Source organism: Candidatus Methylomirabilota bacterium (genome assembly GCA_035260325.1).
GTDB lineage: Bacteria > Methylomirabilota > Methylomirabilia > Rokubacteriales > CSP1-6 > AR19.
This window is the reverse complement of the sequence record DATFVL010000107.1, coordinates 1-22397: the sequence shown is the minus strand read 5'-3', so window position 1 is coordinate 22397 and position 22397 is coordinate 1. Positions and strand designations below refer to the sequence as shown.

13 protein-coding genes and 1 tRNA gene are annotated in these 22397 nt (G+C 71.2%); 10 read left to right on the top strand and 4 right to left on the bottom strand.

Annotation, left to right across the window (positions count from 1 at the left end; translation table 11 throughout):
- Positions 1–10: 10 nt before the first annotated feature.
- The 6 genes from VKG64_07395 to VKG64_07370 all read left to right on the top strand — a co-directional run bounded on the left by VKG64_07395 (position 11) and on the right by VKG64_07370 (position 8283).
- Positions 11–1387 (top strand): tetratricopeptide repeat protein, encoded by a 1377-nt coding sequence (locus tag VKG64_07395; protein HKB24865.1) that lies wholly within the window; start codon positions 11–13, stop codon positions 1385–1387.
- The gene (locus tag VKG64_07390) at positions 1387–4380 is read left to right on the top strand and encodes a tetratricopeptide repeat protein (protein HKB24864.1); all 2994 of its coding nucleotides are present in this window, start codon (positions 1387–1389) and stop codon (positions 4378–4380) included. The genes VKG64_07395 and VKG64_07390 overlap by 1 nt, the downstream gene beginning before the upstream one ends.
- Positions 4377–6197 carry an aldehyde ferredoxin oxidoreductase family protein gene (locus tag VKG64_07385; protein ID HKB24863.1) on the top strand — a complete coding sequence of 607 codons (1821 nt, stop codon included), beginning with the start codon at positions 4377–4379 and terminating at the stop codon, positions 6195–6197. Before VKG64_07390 ends, VKG64_07385 begins: the two co-directional genes overlap by 4 nt.
- 21 nt (positions 6198–6218) lie before the next feature.
- Positions 6219–6294, top strand: a tRNA-Val gene (locus VKG64_07380).
- 199 nt (positions 6295–6493) lie between these two features.
- A complete protein-coding gene (locus VKG64_07375; GenBank protein ID HKB24862.1) occupies positions 6494–7660 on the top strand; it encodes a cache domain-containing protein in 1167 nt (388 codons plus the stop codon).
- Positions 7661–7698: 38 nt separating this feature from the next.
- The gene (locus tag VKG64_07370) at positions 7699–8283 is read left to right on the top strand and encodes a hypothetical protein (protein HKB24861.1); all 585 of its coding nucleotides are present in this window, start codon (positions 7699–7701) and stop codon (positions 8281–8283) included.
- 3 nt (positions 8284–8286) lie between these two features.
- On the opposite strand, the gene VKG64_07365 is transcribed toward VKG64_07370, so the two are convergent.
- Entirely contained in the window at positions 8287–9363 is a 1077-nt protein-coding gene (locus tag VKG64_07365; protein ID HKB24860.1) for a hypothetical protein, read from the bottom strand.
- A gap of 885 nt (positions 9364–10248) precedes the next feature.
- Here VKG64_07365 and VKG64_07360 point away from each other — a divergent pair.
- From VKG64_07360 to VKG64_07350, 3 genes are read left to right on the top strand one after another with little or no spacing between them, the layout of a single operon-like run.
- Positions 10249–11544 (top strand): MdtA/MuxA family multidrug efflux RND transporter periplasmic adaptor subunit, encoded by a 1296-nt coding sequence (locus VKG64_07360; protein HKB24859.1) that lies wholly within the window; start codon positions 10249–10251, stop codon positions 11542–11544.
- A complete protein-coding gene (locus VKG64_07355; GenBank protein HKB24858.1) occupies positions 11541–14657 on the top strand; it encodes a multidrug efflux RND transporter permease subunit in 3117 nt (1038 codons plus the stop codon). The genes VKG64_07360 and VKG64_07355 overlap by 4 nt, the downstream gene beginning before the upstream one ends.
- Entirely contained in the window at positions 14654–17797 is a 3144-nt protein-coding gene (locus VKG64_07350; GenBank protein ID HKB24857.1) for a multidrug efflux RND transporter permease subunit, read from the top strand. Before VKG64_07355 ends, VKG64_07350 begins: the two co-directional genes overlap by 4 nt.
- Before the next feature lie 13 nt (positions 17798–17810).
- On the opposite strand, the gene VKG64_07345 is transcribed toward VKG64_07350, so the two are convergent.
- From VKG64_07345 to VKG64_07335, 3 genes are read right to left on the bottom strand one after another with little or no spacing between them, the layout of a single operon-like run.
- On the bottom strand, positions 17811–18929 hold the full coding sequence (locus VKG64_07345) for an amidohydrolase family protein (protein ID HKB24856.1): 1119 nt from the start codon (positions 18927–18929) through the stop codon (positions 17811–17813).
- Between the two features lie 12 nt (positions 18930–18941).
- The gene (locus VKG64_07340) at positions 18942–20072 is read right to left on the bottom strand and encodes an LLM class flavin-dependent oxidoreductase (protein ID HKB24855.1); all 1131 of its coding nucleotides are present in this window, start codon (positions 20070–20072) and stop codon (positions 18942–18944) included.
- Positions 20069–20857, bottom strand: coding sequence for an alpha/beta hydrolase (locus VKG64_07335; GenBank protein ID HKB24854.1), 789 nt, complete (start codon positions 20855–20857; stop codon positions 20069–20071). The genes VKG64_07340 and VKG64_07335 overlap by 4 nt, the downstream gene beginning before the upstream one ends.
- 109 nt (positions 20858–20966) lie before the next feature.
- Here VKG64_07335 and VKG64_07330 point away from each other — a divergent pair.
- Positions 20967–22397 (top strand): amidohydrolase family protein (locus VKG64_07330; GenBank protein ID HKB24853.1); only part of this gene is annotated, 1431 nt, incomplete at its 3' end.

The following is a 22397-nucleotide window of genomic DNA, read 5'->3' as shown; positions in this document are numbered from 1 at the left end:
TTTGGTCAACATGACTCGCAGGTTGCGGCCCGTCACGGCGCTCCTCCTCCTGCTCACGGTCGCGTTCGCGAGCACGCCCGCGTGGGCGCTCGACGAGCCGGCGCGGCTCCGGCTCGTCGGCGAGCGCGCGTTCGGCGACGGCCTCTACGCCGTCGCGCGCCGGGCGCTCGAGCGCCTCGTCGCCGAGTACCCGAACGATCCGAAGCTCCCCGAGACGCTGCTCACCCTCGGGCGCGCGCGGCTGGCGCTCGGCGACGGCGAGGCGGCGCTCGAGGCGTTCCGGCGCGCGGAGAAGCTCCCGGCGGCGGGCCCGCCCCTCGAGGCGAAGTTCTGGCAGGGCGAGGCGCTCTACCGCCTCCGGCGCTTCGCCGAGGCGCGCGCCGCGTACGAGGCGGTGACGCGGAAGGACGCGCAGTCGCCGCGCGCACCGGACGCGTACTATGGCCTCGGCCTCACCGACCTCGACCTGCGCCGCCCCGAGGGGGCGGTGACGGCGTTCCGCGAGCTCCTGAACGGCTGGCCCGACCACGCGCTCGCGCCCGACGCGACCTTCTACCTGGCGCGCACCCTCGTCGAGCTGAAGCGGTTCGGCGAAGCGATCCCGATGCTCGAGGCGTTTCCGACGAAGTTCGGGGGCCACAAGCTCGTCCCCGACGCGCGCTACCTCCTCGGCTGGGCGCGCGTGACCTCCGGCGACGCGAAGGGCGGGCTCGAGGACCTGCGCGCGTTCGTCGCGGCGGCGCCCCGCCACGACCTGGCGCCGGCGGCGCGCCGGATGATCACCGAGACGCTCTCGAAGTACGGCGACCGCTCCGAGCTCCAGGACACCTACAAGCAGCTCATGGAGCAGGCGCCGCCGACGGCCGAGGCGCTCTACGACGCGGGCGCGATCGCGGGGCGGCTCGGGCGCCCGAAGGACCAGGAGGCCGCCTGGCGGCGGCTCCGCAAGGAGTTTCCGAACCACCAGCTCGCCTCCCGCGCCGCGCTCGACCTGGCCAACGCGGCGTTCAAGAGGAAGGACTGGCGGGAGGCGTCGGCCCAGGCGCAGGCCGCCGCGAAGAGCGACGAGGAGGCCGTGCGCGCGGATGCGCTCGTGCTCCAGGGTGAGTCGGAGCTGAAGCTCGGCCGCTTCAGCGCGGCGGCCAAGGCGTTCGAGGCGGTCGGCGCGGTGAAGAGCGTGGAGGCGGCGACGCGCTACCGGGCGCTCGCGGGCCTCGGCCTGGCGAGGGAGCAGCTCCAGGACCCGAAGGCCGCGCTCGCAGCCTACGCGCAGGTCGCGGCCAAGAGCCCCGACGCGACGCTCCGGGACTGGGCGCGCGATCGCGCCACGGCGATCAAGGGCCGGCTGCCGAAGACGCCGGCGCCGAAGGCCGGGGGCGGCTCCTGATGCGCCGGGCGGCGGTCGGCCTCCTCCTGGCGGCGTGGCTCGCGGCGCCGGTAGGCGCCGCCGCGCAGACGCTCCTGCCGCTCACGCCGCCCCTGCCCGACCTGGCGCGGCTCGTGCCGTTCGCGGAGGCGCCGGGCGAGAAGCCGAAGCTCGCGGGCGCCACGCTGCCGCTGCCCCCGCCGCCCACGGACCTCCCGCCGTTCCCCCTGGCCGCGTTCGCGCCGCCGACGGCCGACAAGCCGACCGCCGCGGTCGAGCAGCCCGGCGCGCTCGCGTGCGTGGGCGCGTTCTTCGGCGTCGCGTCGAAGGCGCTCGAGTGCGGGCGCGCGCGCTTCGCCAAGTCCGAGTACGACGACGCGGCGAAGGCGCTCGAGCAGGCGGCGCGGAGCGGGGGCGACGCCGACCTCGTGCTCGAGGCGCGCTACTGGCTCGCCGAGACCTACTGGGTCCTCGGCCGCGTCGAGCAGGCGGACCGCCTGTTCCGGGAGGTCGTGCAGACCGCGCCCCGGGGGAGCGACTTCGCGCTGTGGGCCACGCACGGCGCGGCGTGGACCGCGCTCCGCCTCGGCAACGCGCAGCGCGCCCGCGACACGTTCACGCAGCTCCTCGCGGGCCCCATGCCGCTCTCGATGGAGCCGTGGGTGCGCCACGGCCTCGGGCTCTCGAGCTACGCGCTCGGCCGCCACCAGGACGCGGTGGCCGCGTGGTCGGCGCTCGGGGCGAAGGGCGTGCCGGGCGCGCTCGAACGCGACGTCGCGTTCTGGTCGGGCGATGCGCTCGGGCGCGTCGGCCAGGCCGATCGCGCGGCGACCGAGCTCGGGCGGTTCGTCCAGGGCGGCCCGCACCCGCTCCTCGATCAAGGCCAGTTGAGGCTCGGCTGGTGGAGCCTCCAGGCCGGCCGGTACAAGGAGGCCGTCGCCGCGTTTCGCGCGTTCCTCACGCCGACGTCGCCGGCCGCCGCGCCCAAGATCGGCACCGAGCGCGACTGGGCCGAAGCGGGGATCGTCCTGGGGCTCCTGCCCTCCGACCCCGATGCGGCGCGCCAGGCCGCCCGCGACCTCGAGAGCCGCGGCTCGCCGCTCCTGCAGCCGCTCTTCGTCCGCTTCGCGCGCTCGCTCATCGACGGCGGCAAGGGGGCCGAGGCGTTGACCGTCCTCCAGGAGGTGCTCGCCGGCAACCTCACGCCCGCCGCCCGCGCCTACGCGCTCCTGCTGAACGGTGAGGCGCACCGCGGGCAGGGGAACCTCGACGACGCCCGCACGCAGTACGACCTCGCCCAGCGCGGTGATCCCGCGTCGGCGACGGGCTGGTTCGCGGCGTTCCGGCTGGCGCAGGTCAACGTCGAGCTGCGGGAGTTCGCCCAGGCGGCGAAGGACCTCACCCCCGTCATCGCGTCCGCCACGGGCCCCGACGCGCGCGCGGCCGCGCTCCTGCTCCAGGGCGAGGCCGCCTACTATGCGGGCGACCAGGCCGGGGCGCGCAGCGCCTTCGAGCGCCTGCTCGTCGAGCTGCCGCAGCACCGGGACGCGCCGGTCGCGCGGATCGGTGTCGCGTGGATCGCGCTCCGCCAGGACCGCCTGGACGACGCGCGCCGGGAGTTCCTCGAGTTCGCCCGCCTCTACCCGGACCATCCCTACACGCCGGACGCGCTCCTGCTCGCCTCGGAGCTGGCGTTGAAGAAACCGGCCGAGTGGCCGGGTGCCAGGACGCTGCTCGACCGGATCGTCGCGGACTACGCGAAGCTGCCGCGCACCGACTTCGCCCGGCTGAACCGCGCGATCCTCCTGCTGCGCACGGGCGACGCCACCGCGGCGCAGCCGGTGCTCGCCGACTGGATCAAGCGCGCGCCGTTCCCGCCGCTCGTCGGCCGCGCCCAGGCGGCGCTCGGCGTCGCGCTGCTCGCGGCCGGCAAGCCCGCCGACGCGGCGAAGGCGTTCACGGCCGCCAAGGCCGACGTGGGCGCCCTCGCCACCCTCGGCCTCGGCGCCGTCGAGCTGGCGCAGGCGCAGTGGGACGCCGCCAAGGGCCTCCTCACCGACGCGCGCGCGAACGGCACGCCCGCGATCGCCGGCGCCGCGGAGTACGGGCTCGCCGTGATCGCCTACCACCAGGGCGCCCGCGCGGAGTGGAAGAAGGCGGCGCTCGCCGAGCTCACGGCCGCGCCCGCCGGCCTGGCGGCGCCGCGCCTCCTCTACGTCCTCACGGGCGTCGCCGTCGAGGAGAAGGACTGGAAGGGGGCGCTCGACCACGCGAAGCGCCTCGTCGCCCAGTTCCCCGGCGACGAGGCCGCCGACGACGCCCTCGAGCGCGTCGGGGCGGGCGCGGCCGCCGCCGGCGCGTGGCCGGTCGTGTACGACGCGTACACCGAGATGGAGCAGCGCTTCGGGAACAGCCCGTTCGTCGTGAACGGGCACTGGGTCCTCGCGGAGGCGAAGGTGGAGACCGGGCGCGCGGACGTCGCCCGCGAGGAGCTCGAGCGGCTCGCGGCCGCGGCGCCGGCCGACACGAAGCTGCCGCGCATCTGGCTCGTGCTCGCCCGGGCGCGCGAGGCCACGGGCGACGCGGCGGGCGCGCTCGACGCCTACACGCGCGCGGCGAAGGACGGCCGCGCCGACTGGGGCCCGCGCGCGCTCATCGGCAACGCGCGCCTGCTGGTCCAGGCGAAGAAGCCGGCCGAGGCGCGCGCGCTGCTCGGCGATCTCCTGAAGAGCCCCGACGACGCGATCGTCGCCGACGCCGCCTACGGTCTCGGCGAGGCCTGGCAGGGCGAGGGCGACCAGATGGCCGCCGCCGAGTACTTCATGACCGCGGCCTACGTGGCGCCGGAGTCGGCCGCCGGGCGCAAGGCGCTTCTCGGCGCGGCGACGAGCTTCATCGCGGCGAAGCAGCCGGACGCGGCGGCGATCGTCTACAGGAAGCTCCTCGACCAGCCGAACGTGCCCGCCGACCTCGCCGCCGCCGCGCGCAAGGGGCTCCAGGACCTCGGGCGGTGAAGGGCTACGGCGGCCGGATCCTGTTCGTCGACGCCGGCACCGGCGCCACGCGCGTCGAGCCGCTCGACGCCGCGACGGCGCGCGCCTACCTCGGCGGCAACGGCCTCGCCGCGCGCCTGCTCTACGACCATGTGCCCGCGCGCACCGACGCGTTCGCCCCCGCGAACGCCGTCGTGTTCAGCGTGGGGCCGATCACCGACACGACGGTGCCCGGCAACAGCCGCGCGTGCGTCGCCACCAAGTCGCCCCTGACCGAGCTCTTCTTCGACTCGACCTTCGGCGGGCGTTTCCCCGCGACGCTCAAGCGCACCGGCTTCGACGCGGTGGTGATCGCCGGGCGCGCGTCGCGGCCGTCCTACGTCCTCGTCACCGAGGCCGGCGCCGAGGTGAAGCCCGCGGGCCCACTCTGGGGCCGGACGACGCGCGACACCGTCAACGCCCTCGTCGCCGCCGAGGGCGCCGACGCCGACGCGATCGCCATCGGCCCGGCGGGCGAGCAGCGCGTGCGCTTCGCCGCGATGGTGCACTACTGGAAGAACCGCGAGGGCGTCTCGGGGCGCGGCGGCATCGGCGCCGTGCTGGGCGGAAAGAACGTGAAGGCCGTCGTCGTGCGCGGGACCCGGAAGACCGAGGTCGCCGACCCCGCGGCGCTCAAGGCCCTGATCGACGAGACGCGCGAGCCCTTGAAGAAGGGCACGCAGGCGCTCTCCACCTGGGGCACGCCCGTCCTCGTCGGCCCGATCAACGCCCTCGGCGCGCTCGGGAGCTACAACATGAAGTCCGAGGTCTTCGCCGAGGCGCGCGCCGTCGGCGGCGAGGAGATGAAGGCCCACTACCACGACCGCGACACGACGTGCCTCAAGTGCCCCGTCGCCTGCGGCAAGCAGTACGCGATCGCCGAGGGCGAGTTCGCCGGGACGAAGGCGAAGATGCCCGAGTACGAGACCATCTTCGCGCTCGGGCCGATGCTCGGCATCGCGAACCCCGAGGCGCTCATCCTCGCCAACGACCTCTGCGACCTCCTCGGGATGGACACGATCACGATGGGCGTTACGCTCGCTTTCGTCTGCGAGGCGCTCGAGCGCGGCTGGCTGACGACCAAGGACCTCGGCGTGGACTTCGGCTGGGGGAACTGGCGCGGGATGCTGAAGCTCGTCGAGATGACGGCGCGCCGCGACGGGTTCGGCGCGCGGCTCGCCGAGGGCGCCTGGCGGCTCGCCGAGCAGGTCCACCCCGAGGGCACGAAGCTCGTCTACGCGGTGAAGCGGCTCGAGCTGCCGGCCCACTCGGCGCGCGCGCTCAAGGGCCTCTCGATCGGCTACGCGACGGCGACGCGCGGCGGGAGCCACCACGACACGCGCCCGACGCCGCAATACGCGCAGGGGTTCGACCGGCGCGGCACCAAGGGCAAGCCGGCCTTCGCCGTCCGGAGCCAGCACTTCACCGCCATCGGCGATTCCCTCGTCATGTGCCGCTTCACCGCCGAGCGCGGCTTCGGCCTCTTCCTCGAGGAGCCCTACGCGCGCATGGTGCGCGCCGTCACCGGCTGGGACATGACGCTCGAGGAGCTCGAGCGCGCCGGCGAGCGCATCATCAACCTCGAGCGCCTCTTCAACGTGCGCGAGGGCGTGCGGCGCACCCAGGACGCGCTCCCGTGGAAGGTGATGCACGAGCCCATCCCCGACGGGCCCTCGGCCGGCGCCTACTGCCCGCCCGACGAGCTCTCCGCGATGCTCGACGAGTACTACGCCCTCCGCGGCTGGGACGGCGAGGGGATCCCGACGGCGTCGCGCCTGGCCACGCTGGATCTGAGGTAGAGTAAGCGCGAGCCCTCCGACGGGCGGCTAGCTCAGCTGGGAGAGCGCAGCCCTTACAAGGCTGAGGTCGCAGGTTCGAGCCCTGCGCCGCCCACCATCTAAACATCAGGGTTCGCAGCCCAATCTGTCACCTGTATTGCCACGGTGTCTCGGCCTGGGCGATCACGATTCGCGACTGGCGGGGCGCAAGTTGCTTCTCCTGCGAGCATTTTCGGGGAACTGACCGCGCGCAACTCCTGGCAGCGCCCTCGCATCCCTCTGTCGGGCAGGTGAGCGACATCGCCCGGGAGAGGCCGATGGGCCAAGAGGGCGCGCGCTCGCTGACGAAGGAGGATGGCGTGAGAGGCAAGAGGCTTTCGATCCACTTTGGAATCCTTCCCAAGCTCTTCATCACTCTGATCGCCGTGACCGTCGTTCCGCTCGGCGCGATATGGTACGTGGACTATCGGGCGTCGCTGGAGTACCTCTCGCGCAATATCGACGAGCGTCTCGGCACGCAGGCGGACAACGCCGTCAGCTACGTCAATGCCTGGGTCGACCAACACGCCAGGCTGCTCAGGCAGAATGCCAGTGTCGACGACATGGTGTCGATGGCCACCCGCCGGCAGGCGCCGCTGCTGCAGTCGATCGCCCGTCAGTATCCCTGGGTCTTCCTCGCCCACACCGTCGGGCCCAATGGGATGAACGTCGCGCGGAGCGACAAGGAAGCGCCGAAGGACTACGGCGACCGCGAGTACGTCCAGCAAGCCATGGGCGGCGCACCCCTGGGTCGGCAGGTCGTGATCAGCAAGACGACGGGAAGGCCCGCCTTCATCCTGTCGGTGCCGATCGTCTCCGAGGACGGTTGGAGGGTCGGCGTGCTCGCCATCGCGATGGCGATCGACGATCTCTCGGCAAAGATCACCGCGGTCCGCATCGGCGAGACCGGGTACGCGTTCCTGGTGGACGACAAGGGGAATGTCATCGCGCATCCGAAGGCTCGCGGCGCGCTCGCGACGCACCCCGCGCTTCTGGCCTTGGGTTACGAGTCCAAGAAGAAAGTCGTCTTCAGAGAGGCCGGCAAGGACATCGTCGCCTACGCACAGAAGACGGACCAGGGCTGGACGCTGGTCACCCAGCAGGACTACGCCGAGGCCTACGCGCCGCTCGCCGAGGCGAACCGTAATGCGTTGCTCCTCCTGGGGGCGAGCGTCCTGTTCGTGGCCCTCCTGTCGAGCCTGCTGGCCCCGCGTCTCACGCAGCCGATACGCAACCTGACCGCGATGGCCAACGACATCAGCCGCGGCAACCTGGCCGCGGCGATCGACGAGGTCGACCGCTCCGACGAGATCGGCGGGCTCGCCCGGGCCATCGACCGGCTGAAGAGCAGCGTCGAGGCGGCGATGAAACGCCTCGGCGCAGACCAGCGAGTGCTGGTGCGCGACCACCCCCCGGTCCTCGGCGGCGGGGTCACGCGGTCGTGAGACCCTGAGCGGATTGCGCTTCGGCGCCTGACGGTCCGGTGAAGAGCGGCGACGCGGGCCTCGGTTATCGTGAATTGATCGGCGAGGTGCGGCGGCTCAGCGCCGAGGGCCGGACCGGCACGGTATTCATCACGACGTCCGACAACCATTCCGTCCGCTTCGTGCTGCGCGGCGGGACCATCAGCGCCGTGGGCTTCGGGCTGCAGACCGGGTTGGCGGCCGTGACGTCGATCGCGCGGATCACCGGTGGACGCCTGAGCTTCTCGGACGGACTCCTCCAGCACGAGTCGCAGGCGGAGCTGCCGCCGACGGCTGAGCTGCTGACCCTGCTGGGCGGCGCGGCCGGCGACACCGGTGACGGCGGCGCAGCCGCCACGGGGCCCATGCCGACGAGCCTGAATCGAAGCAGCGCGATCCTCGAGGCGGAGCTCGTGGAGTATCTCGGTCCGATGGCGCGAGTGGTCTGCAACGAGCACCTGACGCGGGCGGCGCGAAGCGGAGCGACGAGCCTGAACGACGTGATCGAGAGCCTCGCCCGTGAGCTCGGGGATCGCGACAAGGCGGCCCGTTTTACGGAGCGGGTTCGCGCGCGGCTCGCCCACACCAGCCGCGCCAAGGACTGACCTTCAGCGCGCCTGCTCCACCCGGGTCGGCGTCACGCGGACGCCGGCTCCGCCCGCCCGCCGCATCGCCTCGGCCAGCCGCATCCGCTCGAGCGTGGCGAGAAGCTTCGTGTCGCGATGCGCGTCGAAGAATTCGGACGTGACGACCGCGAGGTGAGCCACCATCCCCTGACTGTCTTGCAGCTGGAAGACGTGCGCGCCTCGCTCGGGCTCGTAGAAATCGTAGATCATCAGCAGGGGAAACTCGCGCTGCAAGTACTCGCGGATCGCCGCGAGCTTGTCGTCGATCCGTCCCGATGCGACGATCGGCGCCGCTGGGACCGCCCGCGCGCGCGGCGCTGCCGAGGCGGCGGCGCGCTCCACCACGGCTGCCTGCGCCCCCGCGAGGCTTGCGGCGAACCTCTTCCACACGGGCGTGACCTCGGGAGCCGGCACGGGCACGCCGCCCCTGGGCGGCGCCGCAGGCGTCGGAGCCGCGGGCAGCTCGGCGTCCGCGTGAGGGAATTCGACTTCGGGACTCGTGCTGAGCTCCGCGAGGAGGTCATGCCAGCCGGACGGCCGTGAGTCCTGGCGGGTAGGGGATGGCGCCGGCGCCTGGACGGCCGGCGGGGTCGAGGCACCGGCCGACCTCGCGCCGCACTCGACACGGTCGAGATGGAGGCTCGTCTGGCCGTTGGCCTCGACGCATCGGTACTCGAAGCAATCCACCGCGGGAAGGGCGAGGAGCTTCAGTCTCAGCAAGAACGATTCGGACAGCCGCTCGGCGATGAAGATGACGCGCGGAGGCCAGCCCACGCGTCCGCGCGCGCCTTGCATGAGTTGCCGGATCGAGTCGGGATCCTCGAGGGCCGACGCATACGCCTCGGCCATTCTGAAGGGAACCGTCTCGTCTCCGGTCACGTCGAGCGCGATGAGCGCTGGTGTATCGAGCGAGTCCAGTCCGACGAGGTCGACCGAGGATTGTCCGACTCGGACGCCGGCGCCCATGATCCGGAACCCGGGCGCGATCACCGCGGAGTTTTCGGTAACCAGCACCCGGAGGGCGGACAGGGTCTTGACGTTCACTACATTGACCGCCATTCCGGAATCCTCCTGGCGGCACTACTACGCAAATCTGATACCGAAATCGAATTTCCAGAAAGATCCGGGGCTTGTGTGACAGCCTGCCTCGGCGAGCCCGATCAATCCGTGATCGGACGGTCACTTTCGAGCCAACCGAAGGCCCCGCTCGGTCTTCACCGCGGAGGAGGCGGCGGAGGCGCGGGAGGAGCCGAGCCGGCGGGCGGCGGTGCGGTTGGCGGCGGCGGTGGCGCGGCGACGGGCGGTGGCGGTGGGACGGGTGGCTGCGTCGGAACCCAGACCCACTGATACGGGACGGCGATCCCGTCTCCCTGCAGCTCGTACCGGCCGTGCGGGTACTGGATCACGCGCACCGTGGGGACCGGAAGGAGCACGACATGGCCCTCCGTCCACCACCAGGCGTAATACGGTGACCAGACTCCGGGACGGTGCTCGAAGCGCCAGCCGAATCCACGCTCGAAGCGCCACGGGCGCTCGTCGCGGCGCTCGAACTCCCGACGCTCCTCCTCCCGCTCACGCCCTCGACGCTCCTGGGCCTGGGTACTCACGGTCACCAGTACGGGGACCGCAACGAGCAGGCATACGACGCCCAGCGCGCGGGTCAACATGAGGCCCTACCGCGGCCTGGAGGGCACGACCGCTGACGTTCTCTCATGACTCTGCAGACGACGGTGCCGCCGATCGGTTTACGAGGGGCGCGCGACGCCGGGGATTCGCCGGACGGTCAACCGACTCCCCGGTCGTTCGTCAGTCACAAGTGAGGAGGGTGTCCTCGAGCCGGGCGCCGCCTCCGCCACGCCGTCATCGGTCGTCTTCCGCGTCGACGAGATTCTGTGTTGAAATAGCCCGCAGGGCGCGCGCATCGTCCATCCGAGGAGGGTCTGGGTGCAAGGAGACAGCGGAGAAGATCGGGACGCTCGGGGACTCGGCGCTCGCGGCAGCCGTCGCCGGCTCTGGGTCATCCTCATCGTCCTCGCCGCGCTGGTCGGCGTCGGCGCCTGGATCGCCCACGGGCGCCAGGGCAAGATGCAGCCGGCGAAGGCCGCCGGCAGCGGGGCCGCCGGCGGCGGTGGACAAGAGGCGCGGCCCGTTCCGGTCGTCGTCATGCCCGTCCGCACCGGCGATCTGACGGTCTACCAGACCGCGCTCGGCACGGTCACCCCGCTCAACACCGTCACGGTGAAGAGCCGCGTCGACGGGCAGCTCATGCGGACGCCCTTCACCGAAGGCCAGATCGTGCACGCGGGCGACGTGATCGCCGAGATCGATCCCCGCCCCTTCCAGGCGCAGCTCGTCCAGGCGGAAGGGCAGCTCGCGCGCGACCAGGCGAACCTCGCGAACGCGCGCCTCGACCTCGAGCGCTACACGCGGCTGGCTGAGCGGGAGATGATCGCGCGTCAGCAGCTCGACACGCAGCAGATGGTCGTCAACCAGGCCGAGGCCGTGATCAAGATGAACGCGGGCAACATCGACGCGATCAAGCTCCAGCTCACGTACTGCCGGATCACCGCGCCGATCACCGGCCGCGTCGGCCTTCGTCTCGTGGACCCCGGCAACGTGATCAAGGCCGCGGACACGGGCGGCCTCGTCGTCATCACGCAGCTCGAGCCGATCGCGCTCATCTTCAGCGTGCCCGAGGACAGCCTGCCGCCGATTCTCCGCCGCTTCCGCTCGGGCGGCGGCGTGCCCGTCGACGCATACGACCGCGAGGGACGCACGAAGATCGCGAGCGGGACCCTCGCCGCGATCGACAACCAGATCGATCCGGCCACCGGCACCGTGAAGCTGAAGGCGTCGTTCGCGAACAAGGACGGCGCGCTCTATCCGAACCAGTTCGTGAACGCGCGCGTGCTCATCGACGTCCTGCACGACGCCCTGCTCGCGCCGGCCGAGGCAATCCAGCGTGGACCGCAGGGCCCGTACGTCTTCGTGGTGAAGGACAACGTCGTCCAGCTCCGCCGCGTGCAGCCCGGACCGAGCGACGAGGGAACCGTCGCGGTCCGTGCCGGCGTCGCGGCCGGCGAGGCGGTCATCGTCGACGGGGCGGAGAAGGTCCAGGACCGCGCGCGCGTCGCGCCGAGCGTGCGCCAGCCCGGCGCGCCGCCGGCCGGTCAGCCGCCCGCCGCCGCGCCGCCCGTCGGCGCGCCGGCGCGTCCACCCGCTCCCCGGCCGGGCACGTGAACCTCTCCCGGCAGTTCATCCTCCGCCCCGTCGCCACGTCGCTGCTGACGGTGGCGATCGTGCTCGCGGGTATCGTCGCCTATCGCCAGCTGCCCGTCGCCGCGCTGCCGCAGGTCGACTATCCGACGATCCAGACCGTCACGTTCTATCCGGGCGCGAGCCCCGACGTCATGGCGTCGGGCGTCACCGCGCCACTCGAGCGCCAGTTCGGCCAGCTGCCCGGCCTCAAGCAGATGACGTCGATCAGCTCCAGCGGCTCGTCGATCGTCACGCTGCAGTTCGACCTCGCGCTCTCCATCGACGTCGCGGAGCAGCAGGTGCAGGCGGCGATCAACGCGGCCGCCACCTTCCTGCCGCGCGATTTGCCGAACCCGCCGGTGTACAGCAAGGTCAACCCGGCCGACGCGCCGGTGCTGACGCTCGGGCTGACGTCGACGTCGCTGCCGCTGACGGTCGTCGAGGATCTCGCCGACACGCGTCTCGTGCAGAAGATCTCGCAGCTTCCCGGCGTCGGCCTCGTCACGCTCTCCGGCGGCCAGAAGCCGGCGGTGCGCATCCAGGTCAATCCGACGCGGCTCGCGGCGAGCGGTCTCACGATGGACGACGTACGGTTGGCCGTCGGCGCCGCCAACGTGAACCAAGCCAAGGGCAGCTTCGATGGCCCGGCGCAGTCGTTCACGATCGCCGCCAACGACCAGATCCTCCAGAGCGCGCAGTACAAGAGGCTCGTCGTCGCGTTCCGGAACAACGCGCCGGTTCTGCTCTCGGACGTCGCGGACGTGATCGACGGCGCCGAGAACATCCGCCAGGCGGCGTGGGTCGGCGATCAGGCCGGTATCATCATCAACATCCAGCGACAGCCCGGCGCCAACCTCATCGAGGTCGTCGACCGCGTGAAGCAGCTGCTGCCGCAGCTACAGGCGTCGCTGCCCTCGGCGGTGAAGGTCACGGTGCTGACCGACCGCACCGTCACGATCCGCGCCTCGGTGCACGACGTCCAGGTCGAGCTGACGCTGGCGGTCATCCTCGTCGTGCTCGTGATCTTCCTGTTCCTCCGCAGCGCGGCGGCGACGTTCGTGCCCGGCATCACGGTCCCCGTGTCGATCGTCGGGACGTTCGCGGTGATGTACGGGCTCGGCTTCAGCCTGAACAACCTGTCGCTGATGGCGCTGACGATCGCGACCGGCTTCGTCGTCGACGACGCGGTCGTCATGATCGAGAACATCAGCCGCTACATCGAGGAGGGCGAGCGGCCCCTGCAGGCCGCGTTCGTCGGCTCGGGCCAGATCGGCTTCACGATCCTCTCGCTGACGGTGTCGCTCATCGCGGTGCTGATCCCGCTCCTCTTCATGGGCGACATCGTGGGCCGGCTCTTTCGGGAATTCGCCCTCACTCTGTCGGCGGCGATCCTGGTCTCGGCCGTCGTGTCCCTGACGCTGACGCCGATGCTCTGCGCGAGGATGCTGAAGCCCGCCGCCGAGCAGCACCCCGGCCGCTTCGCGCGCGCCGCCGAGTCGGCGTTCGATGGGCTCCTCGGGTTCTACGCGCGGACGCTCCGCTGGGTGCTCGCGCACCAGGGCGGCACCCTGCTCGTCGCCGTCGGCACGCTCGGTCTCACGCTCCTGCTCTACGGCGTGGTGCCGAAGGGCCTCTTCCCGGTGCAGGACACCGGCGTCATCCTCGGTATCTCGGAAGCGCCGCAGAACATCTCCTTCGACGCGATGGCCCAGCGGCAGCGCGCGCTCGGCCGAGTGATCCTGCAGGATCCGGCCGTCGCCAGCATCTCGTCGTTCATCGGGATCGACGGCACCAACACCACGCTCAACAGCGGGCGCATCCAGATCACGCTCACGCCGCTGGCCGAGCGCGGGGAGAGCGTCGGCGCGGTGATCGATCGGCTGCGTGCCGCGCTCGCGCGCGTCGACGGCATCACGCTCTACCTGCAGCCCGTCCAGGACCTGACCGTCGAGGACCGCGTCAGCCGAACGCAGTTCCAGTACAGCCTCGAGGATCCCGACGAGGCCGAGCTCCGGGCGTGGGCGCCCAAGCTCGTCGCTCGCCTGCGCGAGCTGCCCGAGCTCCGCGACGTGGCGACCGACCAGCTCGATCAAGGGCTGGAGGCGACCGTCCGCATCGACCGCGCGACGGCGTCGCGGCTCGGCATCACCCCGCAGATGATCACGGACGCGCTCTACAACGCGTTCGGTCAGCGCCAGATCTCCACGGTGTTCACCCAGCTGAACCAGTACCGCGTCGTGCTGGAGGTGCTGCCCGAGTTCCGCGCGAGCCCGGCGATGCTCGATCGCGTCTACTTGCGCTCGTCGGCCGGGGGCCAGGTCCCGCTCTCGATCGTCGCCGCGATCGAGGAGCGGGCGACGTCGCTCGCCGTGAGTCATCAGGGCCAGTTCCCCGCCGTGACCGTCTCCTTCAACCTCGCGCCCGGCGTCTCGCTCGGCGCCGCGGTGACGGCGATCGGCCGCGTCCGGCGGGAGATCGACCTGCCGGCGAGCATCCAGACGGGGTTCCAGGGCGCGGCGCGCGCGTTCAGCGCGTCGCTCGCGAACCAGCCATTCCTGATCCTCGCCGCCATCGTGACCGTCTACATCGTGCTCGGCATCCTCTACGAGAGCTGGATCCATCCGATCACGATCCTGTCGACGCTGCCGTCGGCAGGCCTCGGCGCCCTGCTCGCGCTGCTGCTCGTGCGCCTCGACCTCTCCGTCATCGCGCTGATCGGCATCGTTCTCCTCATCGGCATCGTCATGAAGAACGCGATCATGATGATCGACTTCGCGCTGGACGCGGAGCGCACCGAGCACAGGCCGGCGCGTGAGGCGATCGAGCGGGCGTGCCTCCTCCGCTTCCGGCCGATCCTCATGACGACGCTGGCCGCGCTGCTCGGCGGCGTCCCGCTCGCGTTCGGGCGCGGCGTGGGCTCGGAGCTGCGTGAGCCGCTCGGGATCGCGATCGTCGGCGGGCTGATCGTGAGCCAGGTGCTGACGCTCTACACGACGCCGGTCATCTACCTGGCGTTCGATCGGCTCGCCACGCGTCTGGCGACGCGCCGGGTGGGCGGCCGGGCGCGCGCCGGGCGTCCGGTGACGGCGCGGTGAGCCTCTCCACGCCGTTCGTCCGCCGGCCCGTCGGCACGACGCTGCTGACGCTCGCGCTCGTCATGGCCGGCGCGATCAGCTTCCGGCTCCTGCCGGTGGCGCCGCTGCCGCAGGTCGACTTCCCGACGATCTCCGTCGTCGCGGGCCTGCCCGGCGCGAGCCCGGAGACGATGGCGTCGGCCGTCGCCACGCCGCTCGAGCGGCAGTTCGGCCGGATCGCCGGCGTCACCGAGATGACGTCGGTCTCCTTCCTCGGCGCGACGACCATGACGCTGCAGTTCGATCTCGCCCGCGACATCAACGGCGCCGCCCGTGACGTGCAGGCGGCCATCGCCGCCGCGCGCGGCCAGCTGCCGACGAACCTGCCCAACCTGCCGACGTACCAGAAGGTGAATCCGGCGGACGCCCCGATCCTGATCCTGGCGCTCACCTCGACGAGCGTGGACAAGGGGCGCATGTACGACATCGCGTCCACCGTGTTGCAGCAGAAGATCGCGCGGCTCGAGGGCGTCGGGCGGATCTTCGTCGGCGGCAGCTCGCTCCCCTCGGTACGCATCGAGCTGAACCCGATGGCGGTCGCGCGCTACGGCATCGGGCTCGACGAGGTACGCCAGGTCCTCGCGAGCACGAACGTCAACCGCCCGAAGGGTCAGCTCGACGACGGGATGCGCACCTGGGAAGTGAACGCGACGGACCAGCTGCGCCGCGCGCCCGAGTACGAGCCGCTGATCGTTGCCTGGCGTAACGGCGCGCCCGTGCGGCTGGTGGACGTCGCGCAGGTCCGCGCGGACGTCGAGGACGTGCGCGCCGCCGCGGTGTCCGGCGGCAAGACGGCGGTCGTCCTCGTGATCTTCCGCCAGCCGGGCGTGAACATCATCGAGACCGTCGACCGCATCCACGCGGAGCTCCCGTACCTGCGCGCGCTCGTGCCCGCGGAGATCGCGCTGACCGCGGTGCTCGACCAGACGGTGACGATCCGCGCCTCGATCAAGGACGTCGGGGAGGCGCTCCTCATCGCGATCGGGCTCGTCATTCTCGTCGTCTTCCTGTTCCTGCGGAACGTGCGCGCGACGACCATCCCGGGCGTGGTCGTGCCGGTCTCCCTCGTCGGCACCTTCGGGGTCATGTACCTCGTCGGCTACAGCATCGACAACCTCTCGCTGATGGCGCTGACCGTGGCCACGGGCTTCGTCGTCGACGACGCCATCGTCGTGGTCGAGAACGTGATGCGTCACATCGAGCACGGCGTCCCGGTGCTCGAGGCGACCCTGACCGGCGCGAAGGAGATCGGCTTCACCGTCCTGTCGATGAGTCTGTCGCTGATCGCGGTCTTCATCCCGATTCTATTGATGGGCGGCATCGTCGGGCGGCTCTTCCGGGAGTTCGCCGTGGTGCTGTCGGTGGCGGTGCTGATCTCGCTCGTCGTCTCGCTCACGACGACGCCGATGATGTGCGCGCTGCTGCTCAAGCCGCGGGCGGAGGAGCGCCGCGGCCGGCTCGCCGTGCTCGGCGAGCGTGTCTTCGACTGGATCACGCGGGCCTACGACCGCACGCTGACGGTCGCGCTGCGCCACACGGCGATCACGATGACGATCTTCCTCGCGACCTTCGCGATCAACGCATACCTCTTCTGGACCATCCCCAAGGGGTTCTTCCCGCAGCAGGACAACGGCCGGCTCGCCGCGAACATCGTCGCCGCGCAGGACGTCTCGTTCTCCGCGATCCACGAGAAGCTGCGGCGTTATGGAGCGATCATCCAGGACGATCCCGCGGTCGAGAGCGTGACGCTCTTCACCGGCGGCGGGGGCGGGCGCGGGACGACGGCGAACACCGGTCGCGGATTCATCTCGCTGAAGCCGCGCGCCGAGCGGAAGCTCAGCGCCGACGAAGTCATCACGCGCCTCCGGCCCAAGCTGGCGCAGGTCCCCGGCGCCACGCTCTACCTGCAGGCGGTGCAGGATGTGCGGCTGGGCGGGCGGATCTCGAACGCGCAGTACCAGTTCACGCTGCAGAGCGACGACCTCGAGCTGCTGAACACCTGGGCGCCGCGGCTCGTCCGCGCGATGCGCGAGATGCCCGAGCTGCGCGACGTGAGCAGCGACCAGCAGAACCGCGGCCTCGAGGTGCCGGTCGTCATCGACCGCGCGACGGCGGCGCGACTCGGCGTGAGCACGCGCATGATCGACGAGACGCTCTACGACGCGTTCGGCCAGCGCCAGGTCTCGAACATCTACACCTCGCTCAACCAGTACCACGTCGTCATGGAGGTCGAGCCGCAGTACTGGCAGCGCCCGGACGCGCTCGCGAACATCTACCTGCGATCGACGACGGGCGCGACGGTGCCGCTCAGCGCGGTCACGCAGTTCAAGACCGGCACCGGGCCGATCCAGATCAACCACCAGGGGCTGTTCCCCTCGGTGACGACGTTCTTCAACCTGGCGCCCGGTGTGGCGCTCGGCGATGCCGTCAAGGCGATCGACGCCGCCGAGCGCACGATGGGGTTCCCGACGAACATCCACGGACGGTTCACGGGCACGGCCCAGGCGTTCCAGGCCGCGCTCGCGAACCAGCCCCTGCTCATCGTGACGGCCCTGATCGCGGTCTACATCGTCCTCGGCGTCCTCTACGAGAGCCTGATCCACCCGTTCACGATCCTCTCCACGCTGCCGTCCGCGGGCGTCGGCGCCGTCTGCGCGCTGATGATCTTCGGCATGGATCTCTCGGTCATCGCGCTGATCGGCATCATCCTGCTCATCGGCATCGTGAAGAAGAACGCGATCATGGTGATCGACGTCGCGCTCGACCTCGAGCGCAGCCACGGCCTCGCCGCGCACGAGGCCGTGCACCGCGCCTGCCTGCAGCGCTTCCGGCCCATTCTCATGACGACGATGGCCGCCCTCCTCGGCACGCTCCCGCTCGCGCTCGGGACGGGCACCGGCTCCGAGCTTCGCCGCCCGCTCGGCATCACCGTCGTCGGCGGCCTCATGCTGAGCCAGCTGCTCACGCTCTACACCACGCCGGTCATCTACCTCTACATGGAGCGCTTCCGCGTGGCGGTGGGGCGGGCGACCGCGCGCACGCGCGCGGCGCTCGGGCTGGGTCGGGCCCCGACGGTTCCCGGGCCGGCGCCATCGGACTGACTCCGGGATCGCCTTACGTCAGCGCGTAGAACCCCTTGGCGCCGCCCGCCAGGATCTGGCGCTTCGTCTCCGCCGACAGCTCCGGCCGATCGGCGATCAGCTTCGGCGCGCCGGGGAAGAAGCCGTCCGGATGCGGATAGTCGGTGGCCCAGAGGATCTTGTGCGGGCCGATGTAGTCGGCCAGCACGGAGAGGCTGCCCTCGACGGGCTCGAACGAGATCCAGCAATTGCGCCGGAACAGCTCGCTCGGACGCATGCTGAGCGTCGAGTCGTTGAAGCCCTCGTCGTCGAAGTGCCGGTCCATCCGGTCGAGCCAGGGCGCGATCCACCCGCCGCCGGACTCGAGGAAGCCGATGCGCACGCGGGGGAAGCGATCGCACACGCCTTCCCAGATGACGCTCATCGCGGCGAGCATCATCTCCATGGTGTGGGAGATGATGTGCCGGGCGCCGCGGGTCGTGAAGCGGTCCACGCCGACTTGAGGCATGCCGCCGCTGGAGCCCTCGTGCAGGCCGATGGCGAAGTCGAGCTCCTGGACCTCGGCCCAGAACGGCGCGTAGTCCGGGTGGTGCAGCATGCGGCCCTTGTAGGGATTCGGGCGGAGGAACCCGCCGCGCATGCCGAGCTCCTTGCGCGCGTAGCGCATCTCCTCGATGGCCAGCTCGACCGACTGCATGGGCAGCATGGCCACGCCGAAGAGGCGGTCGGGGTAGGGCCGGCAGTAGTCCGCGAGCCAGCGGTTGTACGCCCGGCACACGGCCGCGGCCAGCGTGGGCTCCTCGATCGCGCCGCTGAAGAGGCCGAGACTCGGATAGAGGAAGGCCGCGTCGATGCCGTCCAGGTCGAGATCCACGATCCGGGCGTGCGGGTCGAAGCCGCCCTTGCGGCCCTCGAGATATTTCATGGTGACGTCGGACACGGCGCCCTGCCGGGCGCCGATCGCCCCGAGGAGGCCGAGGCCCTTGGGGCTCCCGAGCACCTTGTCCTCCACGCGCATGCGCTCCTTGCCGTCCGTGTCCACGAAGAGCCGGGGCGCCCGGTCGCGGTAGCCGGGGTCCATGTACTTCTCCCACAGGTCCACCGGCTCGAGCACATGTCCGTCGGCGTCGATGACGTTGTACGCGCGTGTCATGGCTGACCTCCTTTAGATTCTCGCGATCTCCGGGATCACCTTCGCGCCCATCAGCTCGATCGAGCGCATCGTGGTCGCGTGGTCCATGCGCGACTCCTGCGCCTCGAGCAGCAGGTGGCCGATGCCGAGCTCGCGCTGGACGAGCGCGAAGCCTTCGGCCACCTCGTCGGGCGTGCCGGCGATGATGAAGTGCCCCTCGAGCAGCTCCTCGTAGCTCATCGTCGCGAGCGAGCGCGGGCGCGCCCTCAGCGCGAACTGCTTGCCCGCGCGTGAGCGCATGCCGACGGGCGAGAACCACTCGATGGGCCCGCGCAGCGTCGGGCCCATGCGCCAGACGAAATGGCGCCCGGCCTCCAGGGCCTTGGCCTTCGTGTCGGCCGTGACCGCGCAGATGAGAAAGCCGAGATTGTCGGGCGTCACGGTCCGGCCCGCCTCGGCAGCGCCCTGACGATAGTACTCGAACAGCTCGCGCGCGATCTCGAACGGCACCAGGAACGGCACGTAGGTGTAGCCGCGCGCGCCGGCCCAGACCGCGGTCTCCGGGCTCGCGGTGCCGGGGATCCAGATGGGCGGGTGTGGCCGCTGGAGCGGCAGACACCACGGGTTGACGTGACGGAAGTGGTAGTGGCGGCCCTCCCAGCGGAAGGGTCCCGGCGCCGTCCAGCACTTGAGGATCAGGTCGTGACACTCCTCGAAGCGCTCGCGGTTGTGGACGGGGTTTGCGTTCGCCCACCACTGCTCCACCCCGACCCCGCGCACGAAGCCGGAGAGCACGCGGCCGCCCGACATCAAGTCGGCCATGGCGATCTGCTCGGCCATCCGCACCGGGTTGTCCTCGATCGGCAGGATGTTGCCGAGGAGGAGGAGCTTAGCGCGCGTGGTCGTGCGCGCGAGCACGGCGGCCGTCATGTTGACGCCGACGTTGACGCACGACGGCGTCGAGTGGTGCTCGTTGATCATGAGCCCGTCGAAGGCGACCTGGTCGGCGAGCTCGTACTCGTCGAGGTAGCGCCGGTAGTTCGCCGCGGCCTTCTCGCGGTCGAAGAAGCGGTTGGGGAACGCCAGCCGCAGCGACGGGTACTTCTCGCCCTCGGCGTCGGGATACTCGTGGTGCGGCATCTCGCTGAAGTAGTAGAGCTTCATGCCGCGGCTCCCAGGAAGTCGAGCACGAGCCGCGCGAAGACGTCGGGCTGCTCGATCGGCGGCAGGTGGCCGCAGCCTTCGAGCACGGTCAGCTTCGCGTCGGGGATCGCGCGGCGGTACTGCTCGCCGCAGGCGACGGGCACGATGCGGTCCTCGCGTCCCCACACGATCAGCGTCGGGTTCGTCACCCGCGGGAGGAACCGCGCGAGCCGGGGGTTGTGCATGTACGGCTTCCAGGTGAGCCGCGCCGTCATTTCCCTGTTGCGCTCCGCGAGCGCCTGGTCCGCCGGGGTCGGCGGGCGGCCGAACAGCTCGTCCCACTCGGGGATCGTCTTCGGATCGTGGACGATCAGCTCGCGGAGCTGCGCGTCCGAGTGATAGAAGACGTCGAGGATCTCGCCGGTCTCCGGCTTGAGGCCCTCGGCCGCCACGAGGACGAGCTTGGCGATCGCGTGCGGGCTCATGACTGCCATCTCCGCGGCCGTCCAGCCGCCGATCGAGTGGCCGAGCACGTGCGGCCGGCCGAGCCCGGCGGCGTCGATGAACCAGAGGTGGAAGCGCGCGAGGTCGTCGATGCTCTCCATCCACTCGGCGTCGCCGGACTTGCCGAACCCGGGATGCGTCGGCGCCCACACCGTGTAGCGCTCGGCCACCCGCTCGACCCACCGGGTGAAGCCGCGGTTGGCGCCGGCGCCGTGGAGCACGAGCAGCGGGTCCCCCCGCCCCCCGACCCAGGCGTGCACGTCGACGCCGCCGACCGGGATCGTCTCCTCACGGGGCCGCATGCGCCGTATTATGCTCCCGACGGAGGCGCTTGCGGATCGGTGCTACCATGCGGGCCAGGCCGCCACCGGTCGGGCGCAGGGCACAGGGGCTTCGGGGAGGACCCACGGCATGACCTACGATCTCCTGATCAAGAACGGTCGCATCATCGATGGCTCGGGCCGGCCCGCCTTCCACGGCGACGTCGGGGTGGCGCGGGGGAAGATCGTGGAGCTCGGCCGCCTCGGCGGCGCCGCGCGTCAGGTGATCGAGGCCGACGGGCGGGTCGTGGCGCCGGGGTTCGTGGACAATCACTGCCACTACGACGCCCAGGTCCTCTGGGATCCGCTGTGCACGTTCTCGTGTAACCACGGCGCCACCACCGTCATCATCGGGAACTGCTCGCTGGCGCTCGCGCCCGTGAAGGCCGAGGCGCGCGAAAAGCTCGCGGGGATGCTCTCCTACGTCGAGGCGATCCCGATGGAGGTCCTGCGCGCGGGCGTGCCGTGGACGTGGGAGACGTTCCCCGAGTACATGAGCGTGATCGGCCGGCGGCTCGGGGTGAACGTCGGCACGCTCGTCGGCCACTCGGCGGTCCGCCTCTACGCGATGGGCGAGGAGTGCTCGGAGCGCCCGGCGACCGAGGCCGAGCTGGACCACATGCGGCGCCTGGTGCGCGAGGCCCTCGAGGCCGGGGCGCTCGGGCTCTCGATCACGCGCAACATGAACCACTTCGACGTCGTGGGAAAGCGGATTCCTGCCGCCTGCGCCCCGGAGTCGGAGCTCTTCGCGCTGGCCGACGTGCTGCGCGAGGCCGGGACCGGGGTGATCCAGTGCGGCGGCGGCACCAACCCCGAGCTGAAGGACAAGCTCTTGAGCCGGCTCGCCCAGGCGTGCGGCCGCCAGATCATGTACAACACGCTCCTCGAGCAGGCGCGCCAGCCGGGCCGGTGGCGCACGCACCTCGCCCACGTCGAGGAGACGGCCCGGCAGGGGATCCGCGCGGTGCCGCTCTGCAACCCCGGCAGCATCGTCAACCGGTTCACGATGAAGAACTGCCAGGTGTTCCGGAGCATGCCCACGTGGCTGCCGATCCTCCAGGGCTCGGACGCCGAGAAGCTCTCCGCGTATCGCGACTCGGCGCTCCGCGCGAAGCTCCGCGCCGAGGTCGACGCTCCGCTCGGGCCGGACTCGACGTTCTCGAAGCGCTGGGACTTGATGATCGTGGAGGAGCCGCAGCTTCCGAAGAACCGCGGCCTCGCGGGACAGAACATCGCCCAGATCGCGAAGGCGCAGGGCAAGGAGCCGCTCGACGCGTTCCTCGACCTGGCGGTCGAGGAGGACCTCGGCACGGTCTTCAGCCTCGGCGAAATCAACATGGACACCGAGGCCGTGGCGCAGATCCTCGGGAGCCCCTATGCGGTCGTGGGGCTCTCCGACGGCGGCGCGCACGTGCAGTTCCACTCGAACGTGGGCAACCCGACGCGGCTCCTTGGCTACTGGGTGAGGGAGAAGGGGATCATGTCACTCGAGCACGCCGTCCGGCGCCTCACCTTCGATTCG

Bases quoted from the DNA above. Each gene is read 5' to 3' on its own strand.
- VKG64_07395 (HKB24865.1), top strand. From the start codon at position 11: ATGACTCGCAGGTTGCGGCCCGTCACGGCGCTCCTCCTCCTGCTCACG.
- VKG64_07390 (HKB24864.1), top strand. From the start codon at position 1,387: ATGCGCCGGGCGGCGGTCGGCCTCCTCCTGGCGGCGTGGCTCGCGGCG.
- VKG64_07375 (HKB24862.1), top strand. From the start codon at position 6,494: ATGGGCCAAGAGGGCGCGCGCTCGCTGACGAAGGAGGATGGCGTGAGA.
- VKG64_07365 (HKB24860.1), bottom strand. From the start codon at position 9,363: ATGGCGGTCAATGTAGTGAACGTCAAGACCCTGTCCGCCCTCCGGGTG.
- VKG64_07345 (HKB24856.1), bottom strand. From the start codon at position 18,929: ATGACACGCGCGTACAACGTCATCGACGCCGACGGACATGTGCTCGAG.
- VKG64_07340 (HKB24855.1), bottom strand. From the start codon at position 20,072: ATGAAGCTCTACTACTTCAGCGAGATGCCGCACCACGAGTATCCCGAC.
- VKG64_07335 (HKB24854.1), bottom strand. From the start codon at position 20,857: ATGCGGCCCCGTGAGGAGACGATCCCGGTCGGCGGCGTCGACGTGCAC.